We start from the raw sequence: 21490 nt of genomic DNA on the forward strand, positions 1-21490 counted from the left end.
ATTTTTTACTAATTTTATAGTTTACTGTTTGCTGTACCCCAGTCTGCAGGGCTTTTTCGCCATTCCGCGAGACTTTCAAGACTTTCTTTGGTGATCAATCCATTTTCCTCGGCCAATAAGGAGAGTGTTGTAAAGTCTGTCAGGGAATATGCTGTTATATCTGCCGATTTCAGCTGTTGTTCTCCTTTTTCTAATTCATATGTAAAGATTGAGACAACTCCAAGAACTTCGCCGCCAGCATCCCGTAATGCCTGGACGGCTTCAATGACACTGCCCCCAGTAGAGATTAGATCTTCGACGACAACAACCTTTTGCCCTGGAGAAACCTTGCCTTCAATTTGATTGCCTTTTCCGTGCCCTTTAGCTTTTGAACGGACATAACTCATTGGAAGGTTTAGCAGTTCGCTCACCCACGCCGCATGCGGAATTCCTGCTGTCGCAGTACCTGCGATTACTTCAGCGTCAGGAAAATTATCGATAATCAGGTTTTTTAGTCCTTCTGCGACTTTCCTTCGAACTTCAGGGTAAGAGAGTGTCAGCCTGTTGTCACAATAAATTGGCGATTTTAATCCAGATGACCATGTGAATGGATTATCAGGCTGTAAGCTTACCGCTTCGATATCGAGCAACGCACCTGCGATTTCTTTTTTCATTTATATACACCCTTCCATTTGTTTTTGATAGATAGATAACTTCCGAGCGGATTAGCTGAACGGGTTATGGGCCTGCCGACAACAATGGCTGACACCCCTTGTGCTTTTGCGAACTCTGGTGTTGCCGCACGCTTCTGGTCCTGCAACTCACTGTCTGCTGGACGGATTCCCGGAGTGACAGTAAGGAAGTCTAATCCCAACTGGCTTTGGATTAACTTAGCTTCAAGCGGCGAGCAGACCACACCGTCAAGGCCTGACTTTTGGGCAAGTCCGGCATAATTCAGTACTGAATCTTGTAATGAGACAGCTATCAGTTGTTCCTTGCTAACTTGTGCCTCCGATGTACTCGTAAGCTGTGTCACGGCAATACAGTACGGTCGCTTACTGCCAGCTGGCGTTCCACTATCCAACCCCTCGACTGCCGCAGCCATCATTTCAGTCCCGCCTGCAGCGTGAACATTGACAAGGTCGCATCCCAAACCAGCAAGCACCTTCATTGCACTTTTTACCGTATTAGGAATGTCATGCAGCTTCAAATCCAGGAAAATTTTATGATTTTGTTTTTTCAGTTCCTCTATGATCGAGGGACCCTCAGAATAGAACAGCTCCATTCCGACCTTCACAAAAAGCTCCTCGTTCCCAAATTGCTTAAGAAACTCAATGACTTGCGATTTTACAGGAAAATCAAGGGCGATGATAAGCGAGTCTTTCATTCTTCTTCCAGCTCCTTCCCGTTAATTCGGAAATATGGTCTGCCCCAAGCCTTTGCAAAATTTCTGGCAATTCTTCGATGATTTTTGGACAGACAAACGGATCGATGAAATTCTGTGTTCCGACTGCCGCTGCACTTGCCCCGGCAAGGAAAAATTCGACGACGTCTTCCGCTGATTGGATTCCGCCCATGCCGATGATCGGAATCGACACCTGCTGGCTCACTTCATAAATCATCCTGATTGCGACCGGTTTTATGGAAGGGCCTGACAAGCCTCCAGTTTTATTCGCCAGGATTGGCTGACCTGTGGTGAGGTCAATCCTCATGCCGAGCAATGTATTGATCATCGTTAGTCCATCCGCTCCGCCTTCCTCGACAGCCCTGGCGATTTTCACGATATCAGAGACATTAGGCGAAAGTTTGACGTACACTGGCACTTCGGAAACGTTCTTTACTTTTTTAGTAAGTGCCTTGGCCAAATCTGGATCCGTTCCAAAGGCAATACCCCCTGTTTTTACATTTGGACAAGATATGTTCAATTCGAGAGCCTTCACATTTGGAGCTTGTGATAATTGTTCAGCTACAGCAACGTAATCATCCTCGGTTGATCCAGCAATATTAGCTATTATCGGGACATCAAACTGCTCTAACCATGGAAGCTCTTCGATAAATACTTTCTCTAATCCGGGATTCTGCAGGCCGATGGCATTAAGCATTCCTCCTGGCGTCTCGGCTACTCGAGGAGTTGGATTGCCGAACCGCGGCTCGGGAGTCGTTGCCTTTACCATGATTGCCCCCAGTAAGCTCAGGTCGTATAACTGGCTGAATTCTTTTCCAAAACCGAAGCAGCCTGATGCAGGCATTACCGGATTCCTCAGATTCAGTCCTGGAATCTGAATTGATAGTGAACTCATATGACAACCTCCCCTGCTTTGAATACCGGTCCATCGCTGCAGACCTTTTTGTAAGTATAGCCGTGTGGATCTTCTTTCGTGTGGCAGACACAAGCAAAGCAAGCACCTATTCCACAGCCCATCCGTTCCTCAAGAGACAGATACGTTTTTGGGGCAAAATTACCTGTATCGATTGCTCTCAACATTGGTGTAGGTCCGCATGCGAATACAATATCCGCTTGAAAATCAAAACCAGCAAGAATATCCGTCACAAAACCTTTTCTGCCATATGAACCGTCAACAGTCGCAACATACACCTCTCCAAACCTTGCTAACTCTTTTTCATAGAAAACGGCACTTTCTGTCTGAAAGCCGATTACACTTATGACCGATACTCCATTTTGAGCAAGCTGCTTTGCCAGTTCATACATTGGAGGCACACCGACTCCTCCCCCGATGAGAATTGCTGTCTGCCCCTGTGCCGCTTCCATTACGGGGAAGCCATTCCCTAAAGGACCGAGGATATCTACTTCTTCTCCTGCTGATTTTTCGGCAAGCAGAGCAGTTCCTCTTCCCTGCCTTCGGTAAATGATCGTGAAGGTGCTGTTTTCCTTTTCAATAGCAGCAATACTGATAGGCCTGCGCAGCAGCGGATCGAAACCATTTGATACCTTCACATGGACAAACTGGCCTGGCTCTGACATATTGGCTGTAAGTTCCCCGCTCAAAACCAGCTCAAAGATGTTATCACCGATTTGTGTATTACTTACAACCCTGCAGTTTTCCTGCTTAATCATGAAAGGACACCTACTTTGACCCCCTCTAGTGGCTTTAAAGCCTCTGCCGAGAATGTCATCGATTCAATGACTCTTAATATCGCTTTTGCGGTATCAAGCGAAGTCAGGCAAGGCACTCCATTTTCAACTGATTCGCGGCGGATCCTGAATCCATCACGTTCCGGCTGTTTGCCCTTTGTCAGTGTATTGATCACCATCTGAGCTTCACCGCTGCGGATCACATCGATAAGGTTATGCCCTTCAGAGCCAATCTTTCCGACTGTTTTCACTTTGATTCCTGCATTTTGCAGGTATTTTGCCGTGCCTTCAGTTGCCATCAACTGATAGCCAATATTCGAGAATCTCCGGGCGAGTGCCAGTGCTTCTTCTTTATCTTTATCAGCTACTGTCAGCAGGACAGTGCCAAACTCCTTGATTTTCATACCGGCAGCGATCATCCCTTTATAAAGAGCTTTTTCAAGAGTTGTATCCTTGCCCATTACTTCGCCCGTCGATTTCATTTCAGGGCCAAGCGTAATGTCAACCCGGCGCAATTTTTCAAAGGAGAAAACAGGCACCTTAACGAACACTCCCTCTTGTTCTGGGACCAGGCCTGTTTCATATCCCTGGGTTTTCAAACTCTGTCCTAGGATGACCTTTGTCGCGATTTTCGCCATCGGCACATTCGTGATTTTGCTCAAGAATGGTACGGTCCTGCTTGAGCGTGGATTAACCTCCAGAACAAAAACCTCTTCGTTCGCTATGACATACTGGATATTCAGCAGCCCAACAATATTCAGGCCTCTTGCAAGGTCGATCGTGTAAGAAACGAGCTTTTGTTTTACTTCCTCACTAAGGCTTTGTGGAGGGTAAACGCCGATGGAATCACCAGAATGGACTCCGGCTCTTTCGATGTGCTCCATGATCCCCGGAATCAATACTGTTTCGCCATCAGAAATCGCATCGACCTCTACTTCTTTTCCTGTCAGATAACGGTCTATCAATACTGGGTATTCAGGATTGATCTTGACTGCGTTCTTCATGTAGTGCAGAAGTTCTTCTTCCTTATAGACAATTTCCATCGCCCTGCCGCCGAGTACATATGATGGACGGACAAGGACAGGATAGCCAATTTCAGCAGCGATTGCTGCTGCTTCTTCTACCGATTTTGCCGTGCTTCCTTTTGGCAGTGGAATACGCAGATCCGCCAGAGCATGTTCAAACTTATCGCGATCCTCTGCACGGTCAAGGTCTTTAAGGCTCGTTCCAAGAATCTTTACACCCCTGTCAACCAGCTTAGAAGCTAGATTGATAGCCGTCTGCCCGCCGAATTGGACGACAGCGCCGATTGGCTTTTCCAGATTGACGATATTCATGACGTCCTCAATTGTCAGTGGTTCGAAGTACAATTTATCGGAAATGCTGAAGTCAGTTGAGACGGTTTCAGGGTTGTTGTTAACGATGATTGCCTCGTAACCGGCTTCCTTGATTGCTTTCACAGAGTGTACTGTTGCGTAGTCGAACTCGATCCCCTGTCCAATCCTGATTGGTCCTGACCCAAGTACGATGACGCTTGGCCTGTCAGTCACGACTGACTCATTTTCTTCCTCATATGTGCTATAAAAATAGGGTGTTTCTGACTCGAATTCTGCCGCGCAAGTATCTACCATTTTAAAAACTGGAACGAGACCCTTTTCAAGTCGCCATTGATATACTGCTTTTTCTTCCGCATCCCATAATCTAGCTATTACCATATCAGAAAAGCCTTTCCTTTTAGCAATCGTGGCTATTTCTAAATCAAATGGTTTATCTGCCAGCTCCTGCTCAAAAGCTATTAACCTCTCTAATTTATGAAGGAAGAACAGGTCAATCTTGCTCCAGCTGTGAAGGATTTCAATCGTTACACCTCTTCTGATCGCTTCTGCAAGGTAGAATAATCTTTCATCCCCGGCCTTGCGGATTCTCTTTTCTAGCAAACTTTCATCTATTTCACTGCCATTTTTCAAAGAAAGATGTGTTACATCTGCTTCAAGGGAACGGATTGCTTTTAGCAGTGACTCCTCAAAAGTTCGACCGATCGCCATGACTTCACCGGTTGCTTTCATTTGAGTCCCAAGCGTCCTGTTCGCAGATTCAAACTTATCAAATGGCCAGCGCGGTATTTTAGTTACCACGTAGTCCAGTGCAGGCTCAAAGCAAGCGTATGTTTTACCGGTAACTGGGTTCAGCATTTCATCAAGCGTCAACCCTACAGCGATTTTTGCTGCGAGCTTGGCAATCGGGTAACCAGTCGCTTTCGAAGCAAGAGCTGATGAACGGCTGACACGTGGATTTACTTCGATCACATAATAATTGAAGCTTTCTGGATCAAGCGCAAGCTGGACATTGCATCCGCCCTCGATTTTAAGTGCCCTGATGATTTTCAAGCTCGCATTACGCAGCAGCTGGTATTCACGGTCGCTCAATGTCTGGCTTGGCGCTACAACAATGGAATCTCCTGTATGGACTCCAACCGGGTCGAAGTTTTCCATGTTGCAGACAACGATTGCATTGTCATTGCTGTCACGCATCACTTCATATTCGATTTCCTTGAAACCTGCAATGCTCTTTTCCAGCAAGCATTGGCCAACTGGACTGTTCTTAATCCCGCTGGTGACGATCTCGATCAATTCTTTTTCATTGCTGCAAATTCCGCCTCCGGTTCCTCCCATCGTGAAGGCCGGGCGTACAATGACCGGATAGCCAATTTCATTTACAAAAGCGAATGCCTCTTCAAGGCTATGGATAATATCGCTGTCGGGAACCGGCTGTCCAAGCTCATTCATCAGGTTCCTGAAAAGTTCCCTGTCCTCTGCCTGGTTGATGGCTTCGAGCTTAGTACCAAGGATTTCAACGCTGCATTCTTCTAACACGCCTGCTTTCGCCAGTTCAACAGCAAGGTTCAGCCCGGTCTGACCCCCAAGCGTTGGCAAGATTGCATCCGGACGCTCCTTGCGAATGATTCTTGAGACAAACTCCAGGGTAAGCGGTTCAATGTATACTACATCCGCCATTTCGGTGTCCGTCATGATTGTTGCTGGATTCGAATTTACGAGGATGACCTTATAGCCTTCTTCTCTCAAGGCAATGCATGCCTGTGTTCCGGCATAATCGAATTCGGCTGCCTGCCCGATGATGATCGGTCCAGACCCGATGACTAAAATACTGTTTACATCTTTACGCTTTGGCATTTGCAACAGCCTCCCTTTTTTCTGCTTCTACTAGTTCCAAAAATTGATTGAACAATCCATTTGCATCTTCTGGACCGGGTGATGCTTCCGGATGGTACTGGACTGTGAATGCTGCTGCACTTTTATGTTTTAAGCCTTCTATCGTGCCGTCATTCAGGGCAATATGAGTTACTTCCATTTCCGTACCGGCTACCGAACCTTCTTTTACCGTATAGCCATGATTTTGTGAAGTCAGAGCGATTTTTCCTGTGCTTAAATCCTTTACGGGGTGGTTCGAGCCGCGATGGCCGAATTTCATTTTCTCTGTATTTGCTCCGCATGCTAGCGCGAACAGCTGATGCCCGAGGCAAATTCCGAACAGCGGTACCTTGCCGATTAAGCCCTGGATCATTTCAATCGCTTCTGGAACATCCTTTGGATCCCCAGGACCGTTAGAAAGCATAATGCCATCCGGGCTTAAGCTTAGAATTTCGTCTGATGTTGTATTGTAAGGAACAACGATCACATCGCAGTTCCGGTCCTTCAGTTCTCTCAGTATTCCGTGCTTTAATCCAAAGTCTACCAGTACAACACGGTGCCCGCGTCCCGGACTTGGATATGGTGTTTTCGTCGATACTTGTTTTACCTGGTCGTTAGGCAAGCTTATGCTTTTTAATTTCGCGATAATTTCTGCCGGGTTTTCTTCCATCCCGCAGATAGAACCTTTTAACGTTCCGTGCTGGCGGATGATTTTTGTCAGTTTTCTTGTATCAATTCCAGCAATGCCGGGAATGTTCTTCATTTTCAGATATTCATCCAGAGTCAACTCTGAGCGCCAGTTTGATGGAAAAGCTGCATTTTCTTTTACGATCAGTCCATGGATAGCCGGGCTGATCGATTCAAAATCATCACGATTAATCCCATAGTTGCCGATCAAGGGATAAGTCATTGTAACAATCTGGCCGCAGTAGGAAGGATCCGATAATATTTCCTGGTAACCGGTCATCCCCGTATTGAAAACAACCTCCCCTGATGTCGCTGACTCACTTCCAAAACCTTCTCCCACAAAAACGGTTCCATCCTCTAAAATCAGCTGTTTTTTCATGCCGTCACACATCCTTTTTCCCAGACTATTTTTCCTTTAGCAATCGTTAAGATTGGCCAGCCCTTGCAGCTCCAGCCAGCAAACGGAGTATTTTTTCCTTTTGATAAAAATTCCTCAGGATTGATTTCTTTCATTTCATCAAGGTCGATCACTACAAGATCTGCTGCTGCCCCAACCTTTAATTCACCATAAGGGAGGCCAAACGCTTCAGCAGGCTTGACTGTCAAAAAGTCGACTAATTGCTTTAACGTCATGATGTTTGTTTCTACAAAGTGTGTATATAAAAGCGGGAATGCTGTTTCGAGACCGACAATTCCGAACGGCGCCAGCTGGAATCCCTCTGCCTTTTCCTCGCTAGTATGCGGTGCATGGTCGGTGGCGATGAAATCGATCGTGCCATCAAGCAGGCCTTCGATTAGTGCCTCCTGGTCTGCCTTGCTTCGCAACGGTGGATTCATTTTGAAGTTGGCATCGTTTCCTTCTATGTCCTCTTCACTTAAAAGCAAATGATGTGGTGTCACTTCCGCTGTGACCTTAATGCCATATCTCTTCGCATCACGCACTGCCCTGACGGATTCCTTCGTGCTGATATGGCATACATGGTAATGGCAGCCTGCTTCTTCAGCGAGAAGGATATCCCGTGCAATATGTACAGACTCACAAACTGATGGAATTCCGTTGATGCCAAGTTCAGCAGCTTTCTTTCCTTCATGCAGAGAGCCCTTATTAATTAATGTGTTGTCTTCACAATGGGCGACGATTGCCATGTCAAGCTTTGCAGCCCTTTTCATCGCTTCAAGCATCATACCGGCTGACTGTACTCCTACTCCGTCATCGGTTAAAGCGAATGCGCCTGCTTCCTTAAGTTCCGCAAAGTTTGTAAGTTCCTGGCCAAGCTCCCTTACTGTGATTGAGGCATATGGCAGTACCCTGACCGAAGCAGTTTCCTTAATCCTTTCCTGCAGCAGATCAAGCTGTGCTTTTGAATCCGGAACTGGCCTTGTATTCGGCATTGCAGCAACTGTGGTAAAACCGCCTTTTGCAGCGGCAAGTGTCCCTGTAGCGATTGTTTCTTTCTTTTCTCCGCCAGGCTCTCGCAAATGGACATGAAGATCGATAAGTCCAGGTGTTATTAACTTGCCTTCAGCATCTATAATCTTTACAGCTGCTGAGTGAAGCCCAGCACGCATTTCGGCAATTACGCCATCTTTTATTAAAATATCTATTTTTTCCAACCCGTTTTTAGTAAGCAATTTGCCATTTTTGATTAACATTGACATGTTTCATTCCCCCGTTCCTATTTTCGATTGCTCTCTTCAAAACCGCCATTCTTATATAAACTCCGTTTTCCATTTGCTTGAATATTCTCGACTTTGGGCTTTCCACCAGTTCATCAGCAATTTCGACACCGCGATTCACAGGCGCTGGATGGAGGATTATGCTGCCATGTTTCATTTGCTGTGCCCTCTCGAGTGTTAATCCAAATTGTTTGTGGTAATGCTTTTTTTCAAAAAGCATCTTTCCGTCATGGCGTTCATGCTGGACCCGCAGGAGCATCACAACATCGGCTTCATTGATGGCATCATCTACTTCCAAATAGCTGCAGCCGGCTGGAAGATTATTTATGCCAACCCAGGCTTCAGGTCCTGAAAAAATGACCTTAGCTCCCAGCCTCACCAAAGCATCTGCATTCGACCTCGCGACACGGCTATGAAGGATATCACCGATAATCGCTACCTTTAGCCCTGTGAAGCTGCCAAACTCCTGTTGGATCGTCATTAAGTCAAGCAATGATTGCGTAGGATGATGTCCTCTGCCGTCCCCGGCATTGATGATAGGAATCGATATTCCTTTTTCCAGCTCGGAAAAGTAGTTATCAGCACTATGCCTGATGACGACAGCGTCCGTTCCGATTGCCTCAAGCGTCCTGACAGTGTCGTACAATGTTTCGCCTTTAAGCACACTGGAGGTCTGCACCTCAAACGGAATCACTTCTAAACCGAGTTTGCGTTCTGCCATTTCAAAGCTGGATTTAGTCCGTGTACTTGGTTCAAAAAATAAATTGCTGATAAAAACCTTTTCTTTCGGCTGCCATGATTTCCCCTCGGAAAAATCGCGAGCAGATTTCAAGATATCCTGGATTTCTTCTATACTCAGCTGTGATGTGGTAAGCAGGTCCTTGGTCATTTCCGTTCCTCCTATTTCAGCATCTCATTTTAAAATCCTATAAAAAAAGCACCCTGTCAGTTAAACAGGGTGCTTTACCATGAACTTGCCGGCATAAAACCAGTTTGCTGTGGTTTTATGTGTATGTTGAATAAGCCGGTTCGCTCATAACACCCTTTTAAGCCTCTCTGGACCTTTTTAAAAGGTGAAACTATGCTACATCGTTCTTTTTCTCAGTTTTTTTTTCTGCTTCCACTTCAAACATATCTTCTTCAACTTCCGGGCGTCCTGGCAGAATAATGTTCAAGGCTACCCCAATGATGGCTGCAAGCGCCATACCCTGGATTTGGAACTGTTCTGAAACCTTGATAAATGCCCCGCCGATTCCGATGACCAGAATGACTGAAGAGATGACTAAGTTGCGTGTGTTCCCAAAATCGATTTTACTGTCAACGAGCATCCTTAATCCTGATGAAGCGATGATCCCGAACAGCAGGATGGATACGCCGCCCATAACCGGTGTAGGAATTGAGCTGATCAAGGCTGTTATTTTACCAACGAATCCGAATACTGTCGCGATGATGGCTGCACCTAGCAGGACATAGACACTGTATACTCTTGTGATTGCGAGTACTCCGATGTTTTCTCCATATGTTGTCTTAGGTGGTCCGCCGATCAGACCAGAAATCATTGTCGCCATTCCGTCGCCAAGAATTGAGCGGTGCAGGCCTGGTTCTTTAATATAGTCTTTACCAACAACCTTGCTCAGTACGAGCTGGTGGCCGATATGCTCTGATAACGTGACGATTGCTACCGGCACCATCAGGAGGATGATTTCCAGGTTGATGCTTACATTATAATGAACGAACGGGAAGATGAAGTCTGGCATTTCGAAAATATCTGCTTTTCTTACTCCGCTTAAATCAACAATTCCGATTGCCAATGAGTATAGGTACCCAACGATGATCCCGCCAAGGATTGGAACCATGCTGAGCATGCCCTTTCCATAAATCGAGAAGATGATTGTCGCTGCCAATGTTACGAGAGCCGCTGAGAAGTGAAGCAAGCTATACTCTGTTGTTCCTGGGACATTCATTGCCATATCTACTGCTACACCAGCAAGCGCAAGTCCGATAACGATGATGACCGGTCCTACTACAACCGGTGGCAGAAGTCGCATGATCCAACGATAGCCTGCCTTCTTGATGATCAGGGCAACTACTCCGTACACAAGCCCCGCAAGGAATGTACCAATCATGGCTGCACCCGGTCCGCCGCCAGCCTTAGCTGCGATGATCGGTGCGATGAAAGCGAATGATGATCCAAGGTAAGCTGGAACCTGGAATTTTGTGATGATCAGGAAGGCTATTGTGCCAAGCCCGCTGGAAATCAAGGCAATAGCAGGGCTTAAGCCCACTAGATAAGGCACAAGAATTGTAGCGCCAAACATGGCGAATAAGTGCTGAAGGCTTAGCGTGAACCATTGAAAAGGTGATGGAACATCTTTGATGTCTAGGATAGGTTTGTTCATTTTTTTATTCCCCTCTCGTTTGTAAAGAAAAACCCTCTTTGCCAGGAGGTGCAAAGAGGGTATGGGTAAAAGAACCCGCACAAAGCCATCAGCCTTGCGCTCCCCCTTTTTCAGCCTCTCTGGACTGTATTAAAAGGGCGTTATTTATTTTTCAAAAATGCTTACTCGTTCTTCCTCGTCCACTTCTTGAAGTTCGACGACGATTTTTTCCGAGCTTGAAGTCGGGATATTCTTACCCACGAAGTCCGCCCTGATTGGCAGCTCCCGATGGCCTCTGTCAACCAGTACTGCAAGCTGGATCGTTGCTGGGCGCCCGATATCGATCAAAGCGTCCATCGCGGCGCGTACTGTCCTGCCTGTATACAACACATCATCCACAAGGATGACTTTCTTATTAGAGATATCAACGGGAATGTCCGAACCTTTAACTTCTGGTTCCTGGTCATTCGTCTTTTTCGTCAAGTCATCGCGATAAAGAGTAATGTCAAGCTCCCCGACCGGCATTTCTGCTCCTTCGATCTCGCGAATCCTGTCAGCCAGCCTTTTGGCGATGTAAATCCCTCTTGTTCGGATTCCGACTAGGACACAATCTTCAATCCCTTTGTTTCTTTCAATGATCTCATGAGCAATCCTCGTCAATGCCCGCCGGATTCCCTGGTTGTCCAGCACTACAGCTTTTTCTGACATGAATGTTTTCACTCCTTCTCTATTTACGATTGAAAACGGAAAGTTATTCGCAAAAAACCCTCTTGCCTGTGCAGACAAGAGGGTAAACGACATGGTAAGAATGCAGCAAAGCATACAAAGATGCCTGTTGCAAAATCCGTTTCCTTCTCAGCCTCACGGGACTGTCTTTAAAGGACTTATTAAACTATAGTCATCTTAAGATAATTGTTGAACTTTGTCAACGATTTTCTCTTAAATCATTTAAAAGCGCTACAAAATAATCTGGCAGCGGAGCTTCAAATTCAAGGTACTCGCCGGTTCTCGGATGGTCGAATCCGAGTAGACCTGCATGAAGTGCCTGTCCGCCAAGGTCGAGTGTTTTTTTCGGTCCATATTTCGGGTCACCAGCAAGCGGATAGCCAATGTATTTCATGTGGACACGAATCTGGTGAGTCCGGCCTGTTTCCAGCTGGCACTCCACAAATGTAAAGTCGTTAAAGCGTTCTATCACATTGAAGTGAGTGACCGCATGCTTGCCATTATCCACCACCGTCATGCTCTGGCGGTCTTTTTGATCACGGCCAAGAGGAGCGTCAATTGTTCCAAAATCATGCTGGATGATGCCATGCACTAGCGCCTTATACTTTCTTGTCACCGTTTTGGCGACAAGTTGATTCACGAGGCTTTCATGTGCTAAATCATTTTTAGCAACCATTAACAGCCCGGATGTGTCCTTATCAATCCTGTGGACGATACCTGGACGGAGGACACCATTAATACCGGATAAATCCTTGCAGTGGGCCATTAAGCCGTTTACCAGCGTACCAGTCATATGACCTGGAGCCGGGTGCACGACCATTCCTTTTGGCTTGTTCACAACGAGAACATCTGCGTCCTCATAGTAAATCTCAAGGTCCATTTCCTCCGCGATTACATCTAACACTTCAGGCTCTGGAATGATAATTTCCAGCCTGTCATTCAAGCTGCATTTATAATTTGTTTTGATTTGTGCTCCATTGACCAAAACGTTTCCGTCTTTGATCCATTGCTGCACCTGGCTCCTTGACCACTCTGGATCCAGGGTCGAAACGACCTTATCTATTCTGTCACCAGCCTGGTCTTCACTGATGATGTGTTCCATTTTCTCCATAAGCTTTTCTTTTCGCCTCTCTCTCTTCCCTGATCATGTCAATCATCAACAGTCCCACACCTATGACAAGCGCAGAATCCGCAATATTGAAAATAGGGAAATCGTATCCGAAAATATATGTATTGATAAAATCAACCACTTCTTTTCGGTACACCCTGTCGATAAAATTCCCAATTGCTCCACCAAGCATGAAGCCTAGTGAAACACCAAGCAGCAGCTTTCCTTTAGCTGCCTTTTGAATATAAATGACAAGACCGATAATCACAACGATTGTAATAACATAGAAAAACCACATTTGCCCCTGAAGTATTCCCCAGGCAGCTCCACGGTTACGGTGAGAAGTAACATACAAAAAATTCTCTATGACCTGGATGCTCTCGCCAAGCTCCATGTTCTTAACGATCAACCATTTTGTAAGCTGGTCAAGCAAAATAACAAAAAGTGCAATTATGTAATAAAACACAAAAGTAACCTCCACATTCACAGCAATTCATTACCTTTGCATTTTAGCACATAAAAGATTAAAACGACAGATATTATAAGTTTTAGTGATATTACTGACTCTGAACGGGTTGGAACCCCTGATAACAGAATAATATTAATTATTTTTGCATTAGATTTATAAGAAATTGACTTGTCTAAATTGTTTATTAGCGAAATTTTTTTATATTGGCGATAATCGATTTTTATTGGCGACTTGGAAATTTCCGTCGATTTTTTCCAGGAGTGGAAATCCAATCCTAAGCTCTATTAGCTTTTTATTGAAGACCTCTTTTTCCGCACCACCAAAAATCCTTAAGAATAAATTGGTTTCCGGCAGTATTGTTCTATATGGTCCAATTCACTCGCTGATTTTGCTGTAGGGAACGTTTGTAAAAACTCATATGGCATGTATTCTCCAGATATTTCGCATTTCCCGTACTCGCCAAATTTCATTTTCTCCAATGCTGCTTCTATATCGTTTAGTTCATCAACAATGTATTGCAAAATCCTCTCATCTTTCTCGTTGTGATTCAGGTACGCTAACAGTTCTGTTCTCGTTTCGCGGAGCTCATTGTAAATGTAATCAAGATTACCTTCCATATATCTGCCCCCGTTCCTGTTTACAGCTATTATCTCCTCATGCTTCATGCTGACTCAGTTAAACTTTTTACATGTACTGCAGGAATTCCCGGAGGAGGAAGATATTTGTCAAAAAAAGAACCCCGGGGTATATCCCGGAGTTCTCAAATAGATATTAGTAATTTTCCTTCACAACCGTTGCACAGCGCGGGCAAAGTGTAGGATGTTCTTCGACTTTGCCGACTTCTGGTGTAACAACCCAGCATCTTTCACAAGTTTCACCTTCAGCTTTTGTGACGACAATCGCTGCATTATCTAGCTTGATTGCATTCTCAGGAGCTTGATCATAGCTGCCTGCCACTTCAAAGCCTGATACGATGAACAGCTGGCTCAGGTTTTCAGAGATGGACTCCAGAAGCTCTTTCGTGCTGCCGCTGACATATAAAGAAACCTTTGCTGTCAATGACTTTCCGATTACTTTTTCATTCCTTGCCTCTTCAAGTGCCTTAAGGACATCGTCCCGAAGCTTCATGAATGCATTCCACTTGTTCTCAAGCGTTTCTGCATCAGCAATTTCCTTGTATTCAGGCATATCTGTAAGCTGGACGCTATCTTCCTTCTCAGATGGGATGAATGCCCATACTTCATCAGCTGTATGCGACAGGATCGGAGCTGTCAGCTTCACCAATGCAAGCAAGCTCTCATACAATACCGTCTGGATAGCACGGCGCTCTGCATTATCCGCGGCTTCGATGTAAAGTACATCCTTGGCAAAATCTAGATAGAAAGCACTTAAATCAAGTGTACAGAAATTGTTGACCGCATGGTATACACCTGCGAATTCATAGTTGTCATAAGCATTTCGTACATATTTGATTAATTTATTCAATTTCACGAGCATGAACTGGTCGACTTCGCGCAGCTGCTCGAATGGCACAGAATCCGTTTCAGGGTTGAAATCAGAAAGGTTGCCAAGCAAGAATCTGAATGTGTTGCGGATTTTACGGTATACTTCAGCGACCTGCTTCAAGATCGCATCAGAAACACGGACGTCTGACTGATAGTCTACAGAAGCAACCCATAGACGAAGGATATCCGCTCCTAACTGATTCATTACCTTTGCAGGGACAACGACATTACCGATTGATTTACTCATCTTACGGCCTTCGCCATCAAGTGCGAAACCGTGGCTCAGGACACCTTTGTAAGGAGCTTTGCCTGTTACTGCAACTGCGGTTGATAATGATGAGTTGAACCAGCCGCGATATTGGTCAGATCCTTCAAGATAAAGGTCTGCCGGGCGCTGGAGGTCATCACGCTCTACCAGCACTGCCTGGTGTGATGAGCCTGAGTCGAACCAGACGTCCATGATGTCTGTTTCTTTTGTAAATTGGCCATTAGGACTTTCAGGGTGGCTGTAGCCTTCTGGCAGCAATTCCTTCGCTTCTTTTTCAAACCAGATATTTGATCCATGCTCACGGAATAGATTTGATACATGTTCGATTGTTTCGTCAGTGATGATCTCCTGCCCGTTCTCAGCGTAGAATACAGGGATAGGAACACCCCATGCGCGCTGACGGGAGATACACCAGTCGCCGCGGTCACGGACCATATTGAACAATCTTGTTTCGCCCCATGCCGGAACCCATTTTGTTTCTTCAACAGCTTTTAGCAACTCGCCTCGGAAATCCTTAATGGATGCGAACCATTGTGCTGTAGCACGGAAGATTACAGGTTTTTTCGTTCTCCAGTCATGCGGGTATGAGTGTGTGATAAAGCTTAGCTTCAGCAAAGCTCCAACTTCCTCAAGCTTTTCAGTGATTGGCTTGTTTGCCTGATCATAGAATAGTCCTTCAAAGCCTTCTGCTTCAGCTGTCATAACACCCTTATCATCTACAGGGCATAAAACTTCAAGACCGTACTTCTGGCCAACATGGAAGTCATCTTCCCCGTGCCCAGGTGCAGTGTGGACACATCCTGTACCAGCATCGGTGGTAACGTGCTCACCAAGCATGACAAGGGAATCTCGGCCATATAATGGATGCTTTGCCAGAACGCCTTCAAGCTCTTTTCCCGCAACTTTCTTAACTGTCGAAGCATTTTCCCAGCCAATTTCATTCGTTACTGCTTCAAGAAGATCCTCAGCTACAAGGAATTTCCTTCCGTCAGCCTCAACAACAACGTATGTCAAATCGGGATGAACGGAAATTCCAAGGTTCGCAGGAATTGTCCATGGTGTGGTAGTCCAGATGATGATTTCAACATCCTGGTCAAGAACGCCTTTGCCGTCTTTTACAGGGAAGCCAACATAGATGGAAGCTGATCGCTTATCCTGATATTCGATTTCAGCTTCAGCCAATGCAGATTCACTTGAAGGCGACCAGTATACAGGCTTTTTGCCTTTATAGATGTATCCTTTCTTTGCCATCTCACCGAAAACTTTAATTTGTTGCGCCTCATACTCAGGCTTCAATGTGATATAAGGATTTTCCCAGTCACCTCTTACACCAAGACGCTTGAACTGCTCACGCTGGTTGTTGACCTGCTCGTAGGCATATTCTTCACAAAGCTTCCTGAATTCAGCGACCGTCATTTCTTTGCGTTTTACACCCTTATTCGTTAATGCCTGCTCAATTGGCAAACCATGTGTATCCCAGCCAGGAACATATGGTGAACAAAAACCGCTCATTGATTTATAGCGTACGATAAAATCTTTAAGGATTTTATTTAACGCGTGACCCATATGGATATCTCCGTTTGCATATGGAGGTCCATCATGCAGGATGAACAGCGGTCGTCCTTCTGTGTGCTTTTGCACTTTTTCGTAGATATTCATTTCTTCCCATTTTGCCTGGATTTCCGGCTCCCTGTTTGGAAGATTTCCGCGCATCGGAAACTCGGTCTTCGGCATGAGCAACGTGTCTTTGTACTCCATTTAATTTTATCCTCCCTATTCTGTACCCTAGGCAAAACTCGACAGCTGACGATTTACCGAAAATAAAAAAACCTCCTCATCCCTGAAAAGGGACGAGAAGGTTTATTCCCGCGGTACCACCCTAAATAGACAAGAATGATTGGTTCATTCTGCCCTCTTAGCATTCTTAACGCGAATGTCACGCCTGCGCTTACTGATCCTGACGGGTGTTCAGCTCGGAACTAAAGGGTGATTTTCCGGCTATTCGCTTGCAATGGGCTCCCACCTTCCCCATTTCGCTGATGAAGCAAGCATTTGAAAAGCCATACTGTCCCTGTCATCGTTTCTATCGTGTATTGCACTTTGTTATGAAATTATATGCGAAATGAAGTGCCTTCGTCAAGCTAGTGAATCTTCTTCTTCTCTGGCTGCAGTCTTCAATTCAGTTGAATCCAGTTCATACTCAAGAAGGTGATCCCAGTCATCCGTGTTCAGCATATCAAGCTGTGCTTCGATCAGCATCTTGAATCTTGTCCTGAATACTTTTGACTGCTTTTTCAACTCTTCGATTTCCAACGCGATTTTACGCGCCTTGGACAATGATTCGTTTATGATCCTGTCAGCGTTCTTTTCAGCTTCCTTGACAATCAGCTTTGCTTCCTTTTGCGCGTTGCGGCGGACTTCTTCCCCTGCTTCCTGGGCAATCACGATCGATTTATTGAGTGTTTCTTCGATATTCGTAAAATGGCCAAGCCTTGAATTCATTTCAGTGAGCTTTTCTTCGAGTTCTTTTTTCTCTCGGAGGATTAGTTCGTAGTCCTTGATCACTTGGTCAAGAAACTCATTTACCTCATCTTCATCATATCCGCGAAATCCCTTATTGAATTCTTTGTTGTGTATATCTAACGGCGTTAAAGGCATTACGCCACCTCCCATTAAGTTATAATCCTTTATGTACTTAAAGCAATGATTCGACAAAAAATCTAAAAATCCTTCTTCTATAACTATATAATTATTTTTTCCTGCCGGCAATAACTCGGTATTTATCTTTTTTTGTTTTCCCTTCAATTGTGATGATTTTCGCACGTCCATATCCCCGAGCAGAGATGACGTCCCCTTCACCACATTCAAATGCCGGGTTTTCAATGGCTGTCCAGTTGACTTTCACATGTCCATGCTGGATCAGCAACTGGGATTTTTGCCGGGAAAGATTGAAGAGTGCAGAGATAACCGTATCAAGTCTTAACGATGATACAGTGGTGTTCATTTCATTCCATTCCTCGTCCATTGCTATAGCTTTTTCAAGCGGCATCTCCGTCAGGTTTATCGATGCCCTTCCGATTGATTCCAGCTGGAGGCGGATGTAATCAGCGATTTCGGCTGCTGCGAAAAATTGCACGGTATCGCCATCAATCAGGATATCGCCAAATTTTCCACGCTTTAACCCAAGGGACATCAAGCTTCCCAGCACTTGCCGGTGTTCGATGTTGATGAATTTCTTGGCATATTCAATTCCGAACAGCTTAACCTGAAAATCCTCATTCTGCGCTTCCATATAATCAGGGAAAAGATAGGCGCGTTTTCTTTCTGTACCTGGGGCACCGCCAAAAAGCTCCCATTTCACCTCTGGATGCTTTCCGATGACCGTAGCGAGAATCTGCTGTTCCCTCGGATCGAGAAAATCAGTCAATTTCGGTGCATAGCTTTGTTCTACGTATTCTTTCCAGTTAATGACCTGGTCGATAAATTCCCGTTCTTCTGGACGGAAATGCTGATAAATATTCATTTTGTTCTCCTTTTACTATTGCAGTGTTAACTAAGACAATTGATTTCTGATCCAGGCGCTTCGCTTTCCACTCCAATCGACAGGGATTCAAATAGAAAATAAGCAGGGCCTGAATCAGACCCTGCAAGAAATCCTATTTCTATTAAAACCATGCAGCAAGCTGGTACAAGCCGCTAACTGCGAAACGCAGTACAAGAAAAGCAACGATAGGTGAAATATCGATCATGCCGATTGAAGGAACGATCCGGCGGAACGGCTCCAGGAATGGCTCACAAATTCGCGCTAAAAACTGGCCGATCGCTGTATCCCTTGCATTTGGGAACCATGACATGAAAATATAAATGATCAAGGCCCACTGATAAATACTAACTAATTGAGCTATTATTGATACTACTACATCCATTTAATCTACCACCTCGACTCTTGGTAATCCCGCTCTTGCATCAGTTCAGAAATATTCCCTGTTACTTCAACATTATCCGGGGTACATAAAAAGATATTCATTCCAATCCGCTGAATATCCCCGCTTATTGCATAAACTGTGCCGCTGAGGAAATCGACGATCCGCCTTGCCTGGTCCTGGTCAATGCGCTGCAAGTTCACAACGACTGCGCGGCGATTTCTTAAATGATCAGCTATTTCCTGTGCTTCAGCATACATCCTTGGCTCCATCAAGATCACTTTAGATGACTTTTGCACACTCTGAAGGCTGACAACATTCTGTTTTTGATGAACTGGCTGCCTGTTAGGCTTGAATGGCTCAGCTTCCTCTTCGAGCATTTCCTCATCATTATAGTCATATTCATCTTCCAGGAAAAAAAATGTCTTAATTTTTGATTTTAAGCTCATTTTATTGCACCTCCGATTCGTTGCCTACCAAAGCAGTGCCGATGCGCACCATAGTAGATCCTTCTTCAACAGCTATTTGAAAATCATTCGACATTCCCATAGACAGCTCATTGCATGGAGCATAATCAAGTTTAAGGCTTTGAATTTCGCCCTGGAGATTTTTCATTGTCTTGAAACAATCCCTGATTACCTGCTCGTCCTCTGTATTGGGTGCCATTGTCATTAATCCGCTTACGAGAATATTAGAATACTGTTTTAATTCTGAAACGAAGTCCAATACATCTTCCGGCTCCAGGCCATGCTTACTTTCTTCACCAGATGCATTGACTTGAATTAAGCAATTCACTTTTGAAGCGGCTCGTTTGTTGATTTCTTTCGCCAGCGAGAGCCTGTCTAGTGAATGGATGTATGTAACATGATCAATGATATTTTTCACTTTCCTGGTCTGCAACGTCCCGATAAAGTGCCAGATGGGCTTGTCCTTTATCTGGCCAATTTTTTCCAGAAGACCCTCATCGCGATTTTCGCCTAAATTGACCACACCTGCTTCAATGGCTTCCTGAGTCCGTTCGGCGGAGACATATTTGGTGACTGCGATTATTTTAACCTCTTCATTGCTGCGATTGGCCTTTTTACAGGCTTCTGCTATTTGGCTCTGGATAACCTCCAGATTTTCTGAAACTTTCATTTATGGACGGCTATCCTCCTTCCAGCCGATATAGGCCATCATTCGGCCTGCATTGCCCTGATCACGCCTGTGAGAATAAAAATGTTCACTATGGCAGCTTGTGCAATAATCGGTAACATGGATATTATCGTTTTTTACGCCGGCCTTCGACAGGATGAGCCGGTTAACTTCTTTTAAGTCGAGCGAATATTGTCCTTCACTAACTTGATTATATGGTATATTTTCGACATCATCTAGTCTATTTTTGACTAAACTTATCACTCTCTCATCAACAATATAACATTTTTTGCATATTGATGGGCCAATTATAGCAGAAATTTTTCCTGAATTTGCCCCATTTTGCTGAAATTTGCCAATCATCTCGGCGGCTATTCCATTTACAGTGCCCTTCCAGCCGGCATGGGCGACTCCAATCAATCTGGAATCAGGCTCGATAAAATAAATCGGAACACAGTCAGCGAAACAAAGAGTCAGCAATATGCCTTGTTCATTTGTCAAAAAGCCATCTGTAGCTGAAAACGAGGATTCGTACTCATCGGCACCTCGCCCCTGATCCAATTTCGTAATCTTTTGGATGCGGACATCATGTGTTTGCTCTGCTCCCACCCAGCCAGAAAGCGGAAAGTCAATCTTATCGGCAAGCAGCAGGCGATTCTCGCAAACGGCTCTCTGTTCGTCTCCGACATGAAAGCCGAAGTTCAATCCCGAAAATGCCTGCTGGCTGACTCCGCCATTCTTTGTCGTAAATCCAACTTCTAGTCCCGGAAAACGGTCCATCCACTCTTTTATTGAAAAATATTCTTTGTTATTTAAGATGAATGGTTCCATTTTTCATACCTCACAGTTTTTGTCTAGTGTATCACATGAGGGCCGTAATACAACAGTGATACGGCATTACTCGTCCCTTTCATCATGCGAGATGAATTCTCCACTATCTTTGTACCGGACAAGAATGACATCCTCGCCGATTTTAAGTATATTTCTCCATGGAATGACAACTTCATCTTCTTTTCCGAAAAAACCAAGTACTTTCCCAGAGCTTCCTATTACTACAGCTTCAATTTTGCCTGTATTTAAATTGATTTCAATATCCTCAATGTTCCCCAGCCTTTTCCCATCAGCTACATTCACGACATCTTTCACTTGAAACTCCGTCACCTTTACCATTCAGATCCCTCCGGATTTTGCTTTGGCACTGATCTTCACCTTATATAGAATATATGACAGGAATATGGATCTATGAATTTTGAACAGTTTGCATAATGTGATATTTCCAAACTAAAAATAAATGACTTCAACAAGCGAGGTATTTCAGCGAATTGAGATTTGA

The 21490-nt window shown here is 44.9% G+C and carries 21 protein-coding genes and 1 other annotated feature; all 21 genes read right to left on the reverse strand.

All coding sequences use genetic code 11. From position 1 onward, the window contains the following. Window positions 1-14: 14 nt before the first annotated feature. Window positions 15-653: an orotate phosphoribosyltransferase gene (gene pyrE, locus M3204_RS14700; RefSeq protein WP_251483068.1), complete on the reverse strand. Its 639-nt coding sequence runs from the start codon at window positions 651-653 to the stop codon at window positions 15-17. Beyond that, complete coding sequence (gene pyrF / locus M3204_RS14705; protein ID WP_251483070.1) at window positions 650-1366, reverse strand: orotidine-5'-phosphate decarboxylase; 717 nt, start codon at window positions 1364-1366, stop codon at window positions 650-652. The genes pyrE and pyrF overlap by 4 nt, the downstream gene beginning before the upstream one ends. Then, window positions 1338-2279 (reverse strand): dihydroorotate dehydrogenase, encoded by a 942-nt coding sequence (locus tag M3204_RS14710; protein ID WP_251483073.1) that lies wholly within the window; start codon window positions 2277-2279, stop codon window positions 1338-1340. Before M3204_RS14710 ends, pyrF begins: the two co-directional genes overlap by 29 nt. Beyond that, window positions 2276-3052, reverse strand: a complete 777-nt coding sequence (locus M3204_RS14715) for a dihydroorotate dehydrogenase electron transfer subunit (RefSeq protein ID WP_353056044.1) — start codon at window positions 3050-3052, stop codon at window positions 2276-2278. The genes M3204_RS14710 and M3204_RS14715 overlap by 4 nt, the downstream gene beginning before the upstream one ends. Then, window positions 3052-6264 (reverse strand): carbamoyl-phosphate synthase large subunit, encoded by a 3213-nt coding sequence (carB, locus tag M3204_RS14720; protein ID WP_251483077.1) that lies wholly within the window; start codon window positions 6262-6264, stop codon window positions 3052-3054. Before carB ends, M3204_RS14715 begins: the two co-directional genes overlap by 1 nt. After that, entirely contained in the window at window positions 6251-7348 is a 1098-nt protein-coding gene (locus tag M3204_RS14725) for a carbamoyl phosphate synthase small subunit (RefSeq protein ID WP_251483079.1), read from the reverse strand. Before M3204_RS14725 ends, carB begins: the two co-directional genes overlap by 14 nt. After that, window positions 7345-8628: a dihydroorotase gene (locus M3204_RS14730; protein WP_251483081.1), complete on the reverse strand. Its 1284-nt coding sequence runs from the start codon at window positions 8626-8628 to the stop codon at window positions 7345-7347. The genes M3204_RS14725 and M3204_RS14730 overlap by 4 nt, the downstream gene beginning before the upstream one ends. Further along, window positions 8591-9535 carry an aspartate carbamoyltransferase catalytic subunit gene (locus tag M3204_RS14735; protein ID WP_251483083.1) on the reverse strand — a complete coding sequence of 315 codons (945 nt, stop codon included), beginning with the start codon at window positions 9533-9535 and terminating at the stop codon, window positions 8591-8593. Before M3204_RS14735 ends, M3204_RS14730 begins: the two co-directional genes overlap by 38 nt. Before the next feature lie 190 nt (window positions 9536-9725). Continuing rightward, window positions 9726-11045 (reverse strand): solute carrier family 23 protein, encoded by a 1320-nt coding sequence (locus M3204_RS14740; RefSeq protein ID WP_251483086.1) that lies wholly within the window; start codon window positions 11043-11045, stop codon window positions 9726-9728. A gap of 144 nt (window positions 11046-11189) precedes the next feature. Beyond that, entirely contained in the window at window positions 11190-11732 is a 543-nt protein-coding gene (pyrR, locus tag M3204_RS14745; protein WP_251483087.1) for a bifunctional pyr operon transcriptional regulator/uracil phosphoribosyltransferase PyrR, read from the reverse strand. Between the two features lie 217 nt (window positions 11733-11949). Continuing rightward, window positions 11950-12861 (reverse strand): RluA family pseudouridine synthase, encoded by a 912-nt coding sequence (locus tag M3204_RS14750; protein WP_251483089.1) that lies wholly within the window; start codon window positions 12859-12861, stop codon window positions 11950-11952. After that, window positions 12833-13324 carry a signal peptidase II gene (gene lspA / locus M3204_RS14755; RefSeq protein ID WP_251483091.1) on the reverse strand — a complete coding sequence of 164 codons (492 nt, stop codon included), beginning with the start codon at window positions 13322-13324 and terminating at the stop codon, window positions 12833-12835. The genes M3204_RS14750 and lspA overlap by 29 nt, the downstream gene beginning before the upstream one ends. Window positions 13325-13656: 332 nt before the next feature. Then, a complete protein-coding gene (locus M3204_RS14760; RefSeq protein WP_251483092.1) occupies window positions 13657-13944 on the reverse strand; it encodes a hypothetical protein in 288 nt (95 codons plus the stop codon). Window positions 13945-14098: 154 nt separating this feature from the next. Then, window positions 14099-16858, reverse strand: coding sequence for an isoleucine--tRNA ligase (gene ileS, locus M3204_RS14765; protein WP_251483095.1), 2760 nt, complete (start codon window positions 16856-16858; stop codon window positions 14099-14101). Between the two features lie 85 nt (window positions 16859-16943). Beyond that, window positions 16944-17187 (reverse strand) — a binding site (T-box leader). A 49-nt stretch (window positions 17188-17236) separates the two neighbouring features. After that, on the reverse strand, window positions 17237-17758 hold the full coding sequence (locus M3204_RS14770; RefSeq protein WP_251483097.1) for a DivIVA domain-containing protein: 522 nt from the start codon (window positions 17756-17758) through the stop codon (window positions 17237-17239). Window positions 17759-17849: 91 nt separating this feature from the next. Then, window positions 17850-18623, reverse strand: coding sequence for an RNA-binding protein (locus tag M3204_RS14775; protein ID WP_251483098.1), 774 nt, complete (start codon window positions 18621-18623; stop codon window positions 17850-17852). Window positions 18624-18765: 142 nt separating this feature from the next. Continuing rightward, window positions 18766-19026 carry a YggT family protein gene (locus M3204_RS14780; RefSeq protein ID WP_251483099.1) on the reverse strand — a complete coding sequence of 87 codons (261 nt, stop codon included), beginning with the start codon at window positions 19024-19026 and terminating at the stop codon, window positions 18766-18768. 5 nt (window positions 19027-19031) lie between these two features. Next, window positions 19032-19472, reverse strand: coding sequence for a cell division protein SepF (locus M3204_RS14785; protein ID WP_251483100.1), 441 nt, complete (start codon window positions 19470-19472; stop codon window positions 19032-19034). 1 nt (window position 19473) lies between these two features. Beyond that, the gene (locus M3204_RS14790) at window positions 19474-20160 is read right to left on the reverse strand and encodes a YggS family pyridoxal phosphate-dependent enzyme (RefSeq protein ID WP_251483101.1); all 687 of its coding nucleotides are present in this window, start codon (window positions 20158-20160) and stop codon (window positions 19474-19476) included. After that, entirely contained in the window at window positions 20161-20988 is an 828-nt protein-coding gene (pgeF, locus tag M3204_RS14795; RefSeq protein ID WP_251483102.1) for a peptidoglycan editing factor PgeF, read from the reverse strand. Between the two features lie 66 nt (window positions 20989-21054). Beyond that, window positions 21055-21327 (reverse strand): YlmC/YmxH family sporulation protein, encoded by a 273-nt coding sequence (locus tag M3204_RS14800; RefSeq protein ID WP_251483104.1) that lies wholly within the window; start codon window positions 21325-21327, stop codon window positions 21055-21057. Window positions 21328-21490: the final 163 nt, after the last annotated feature.

This window comes from Mesobacillus subterraneus (assembly GCF_023715485.1).
In the GTDB taxonomy this organism is placed as follows: domain Bacteria; phylum Bacillota; class Bacilli; order Bacillales; family Cytobacillaceae; genus Mesobacillus; species Mesobacillus subterraneus_B.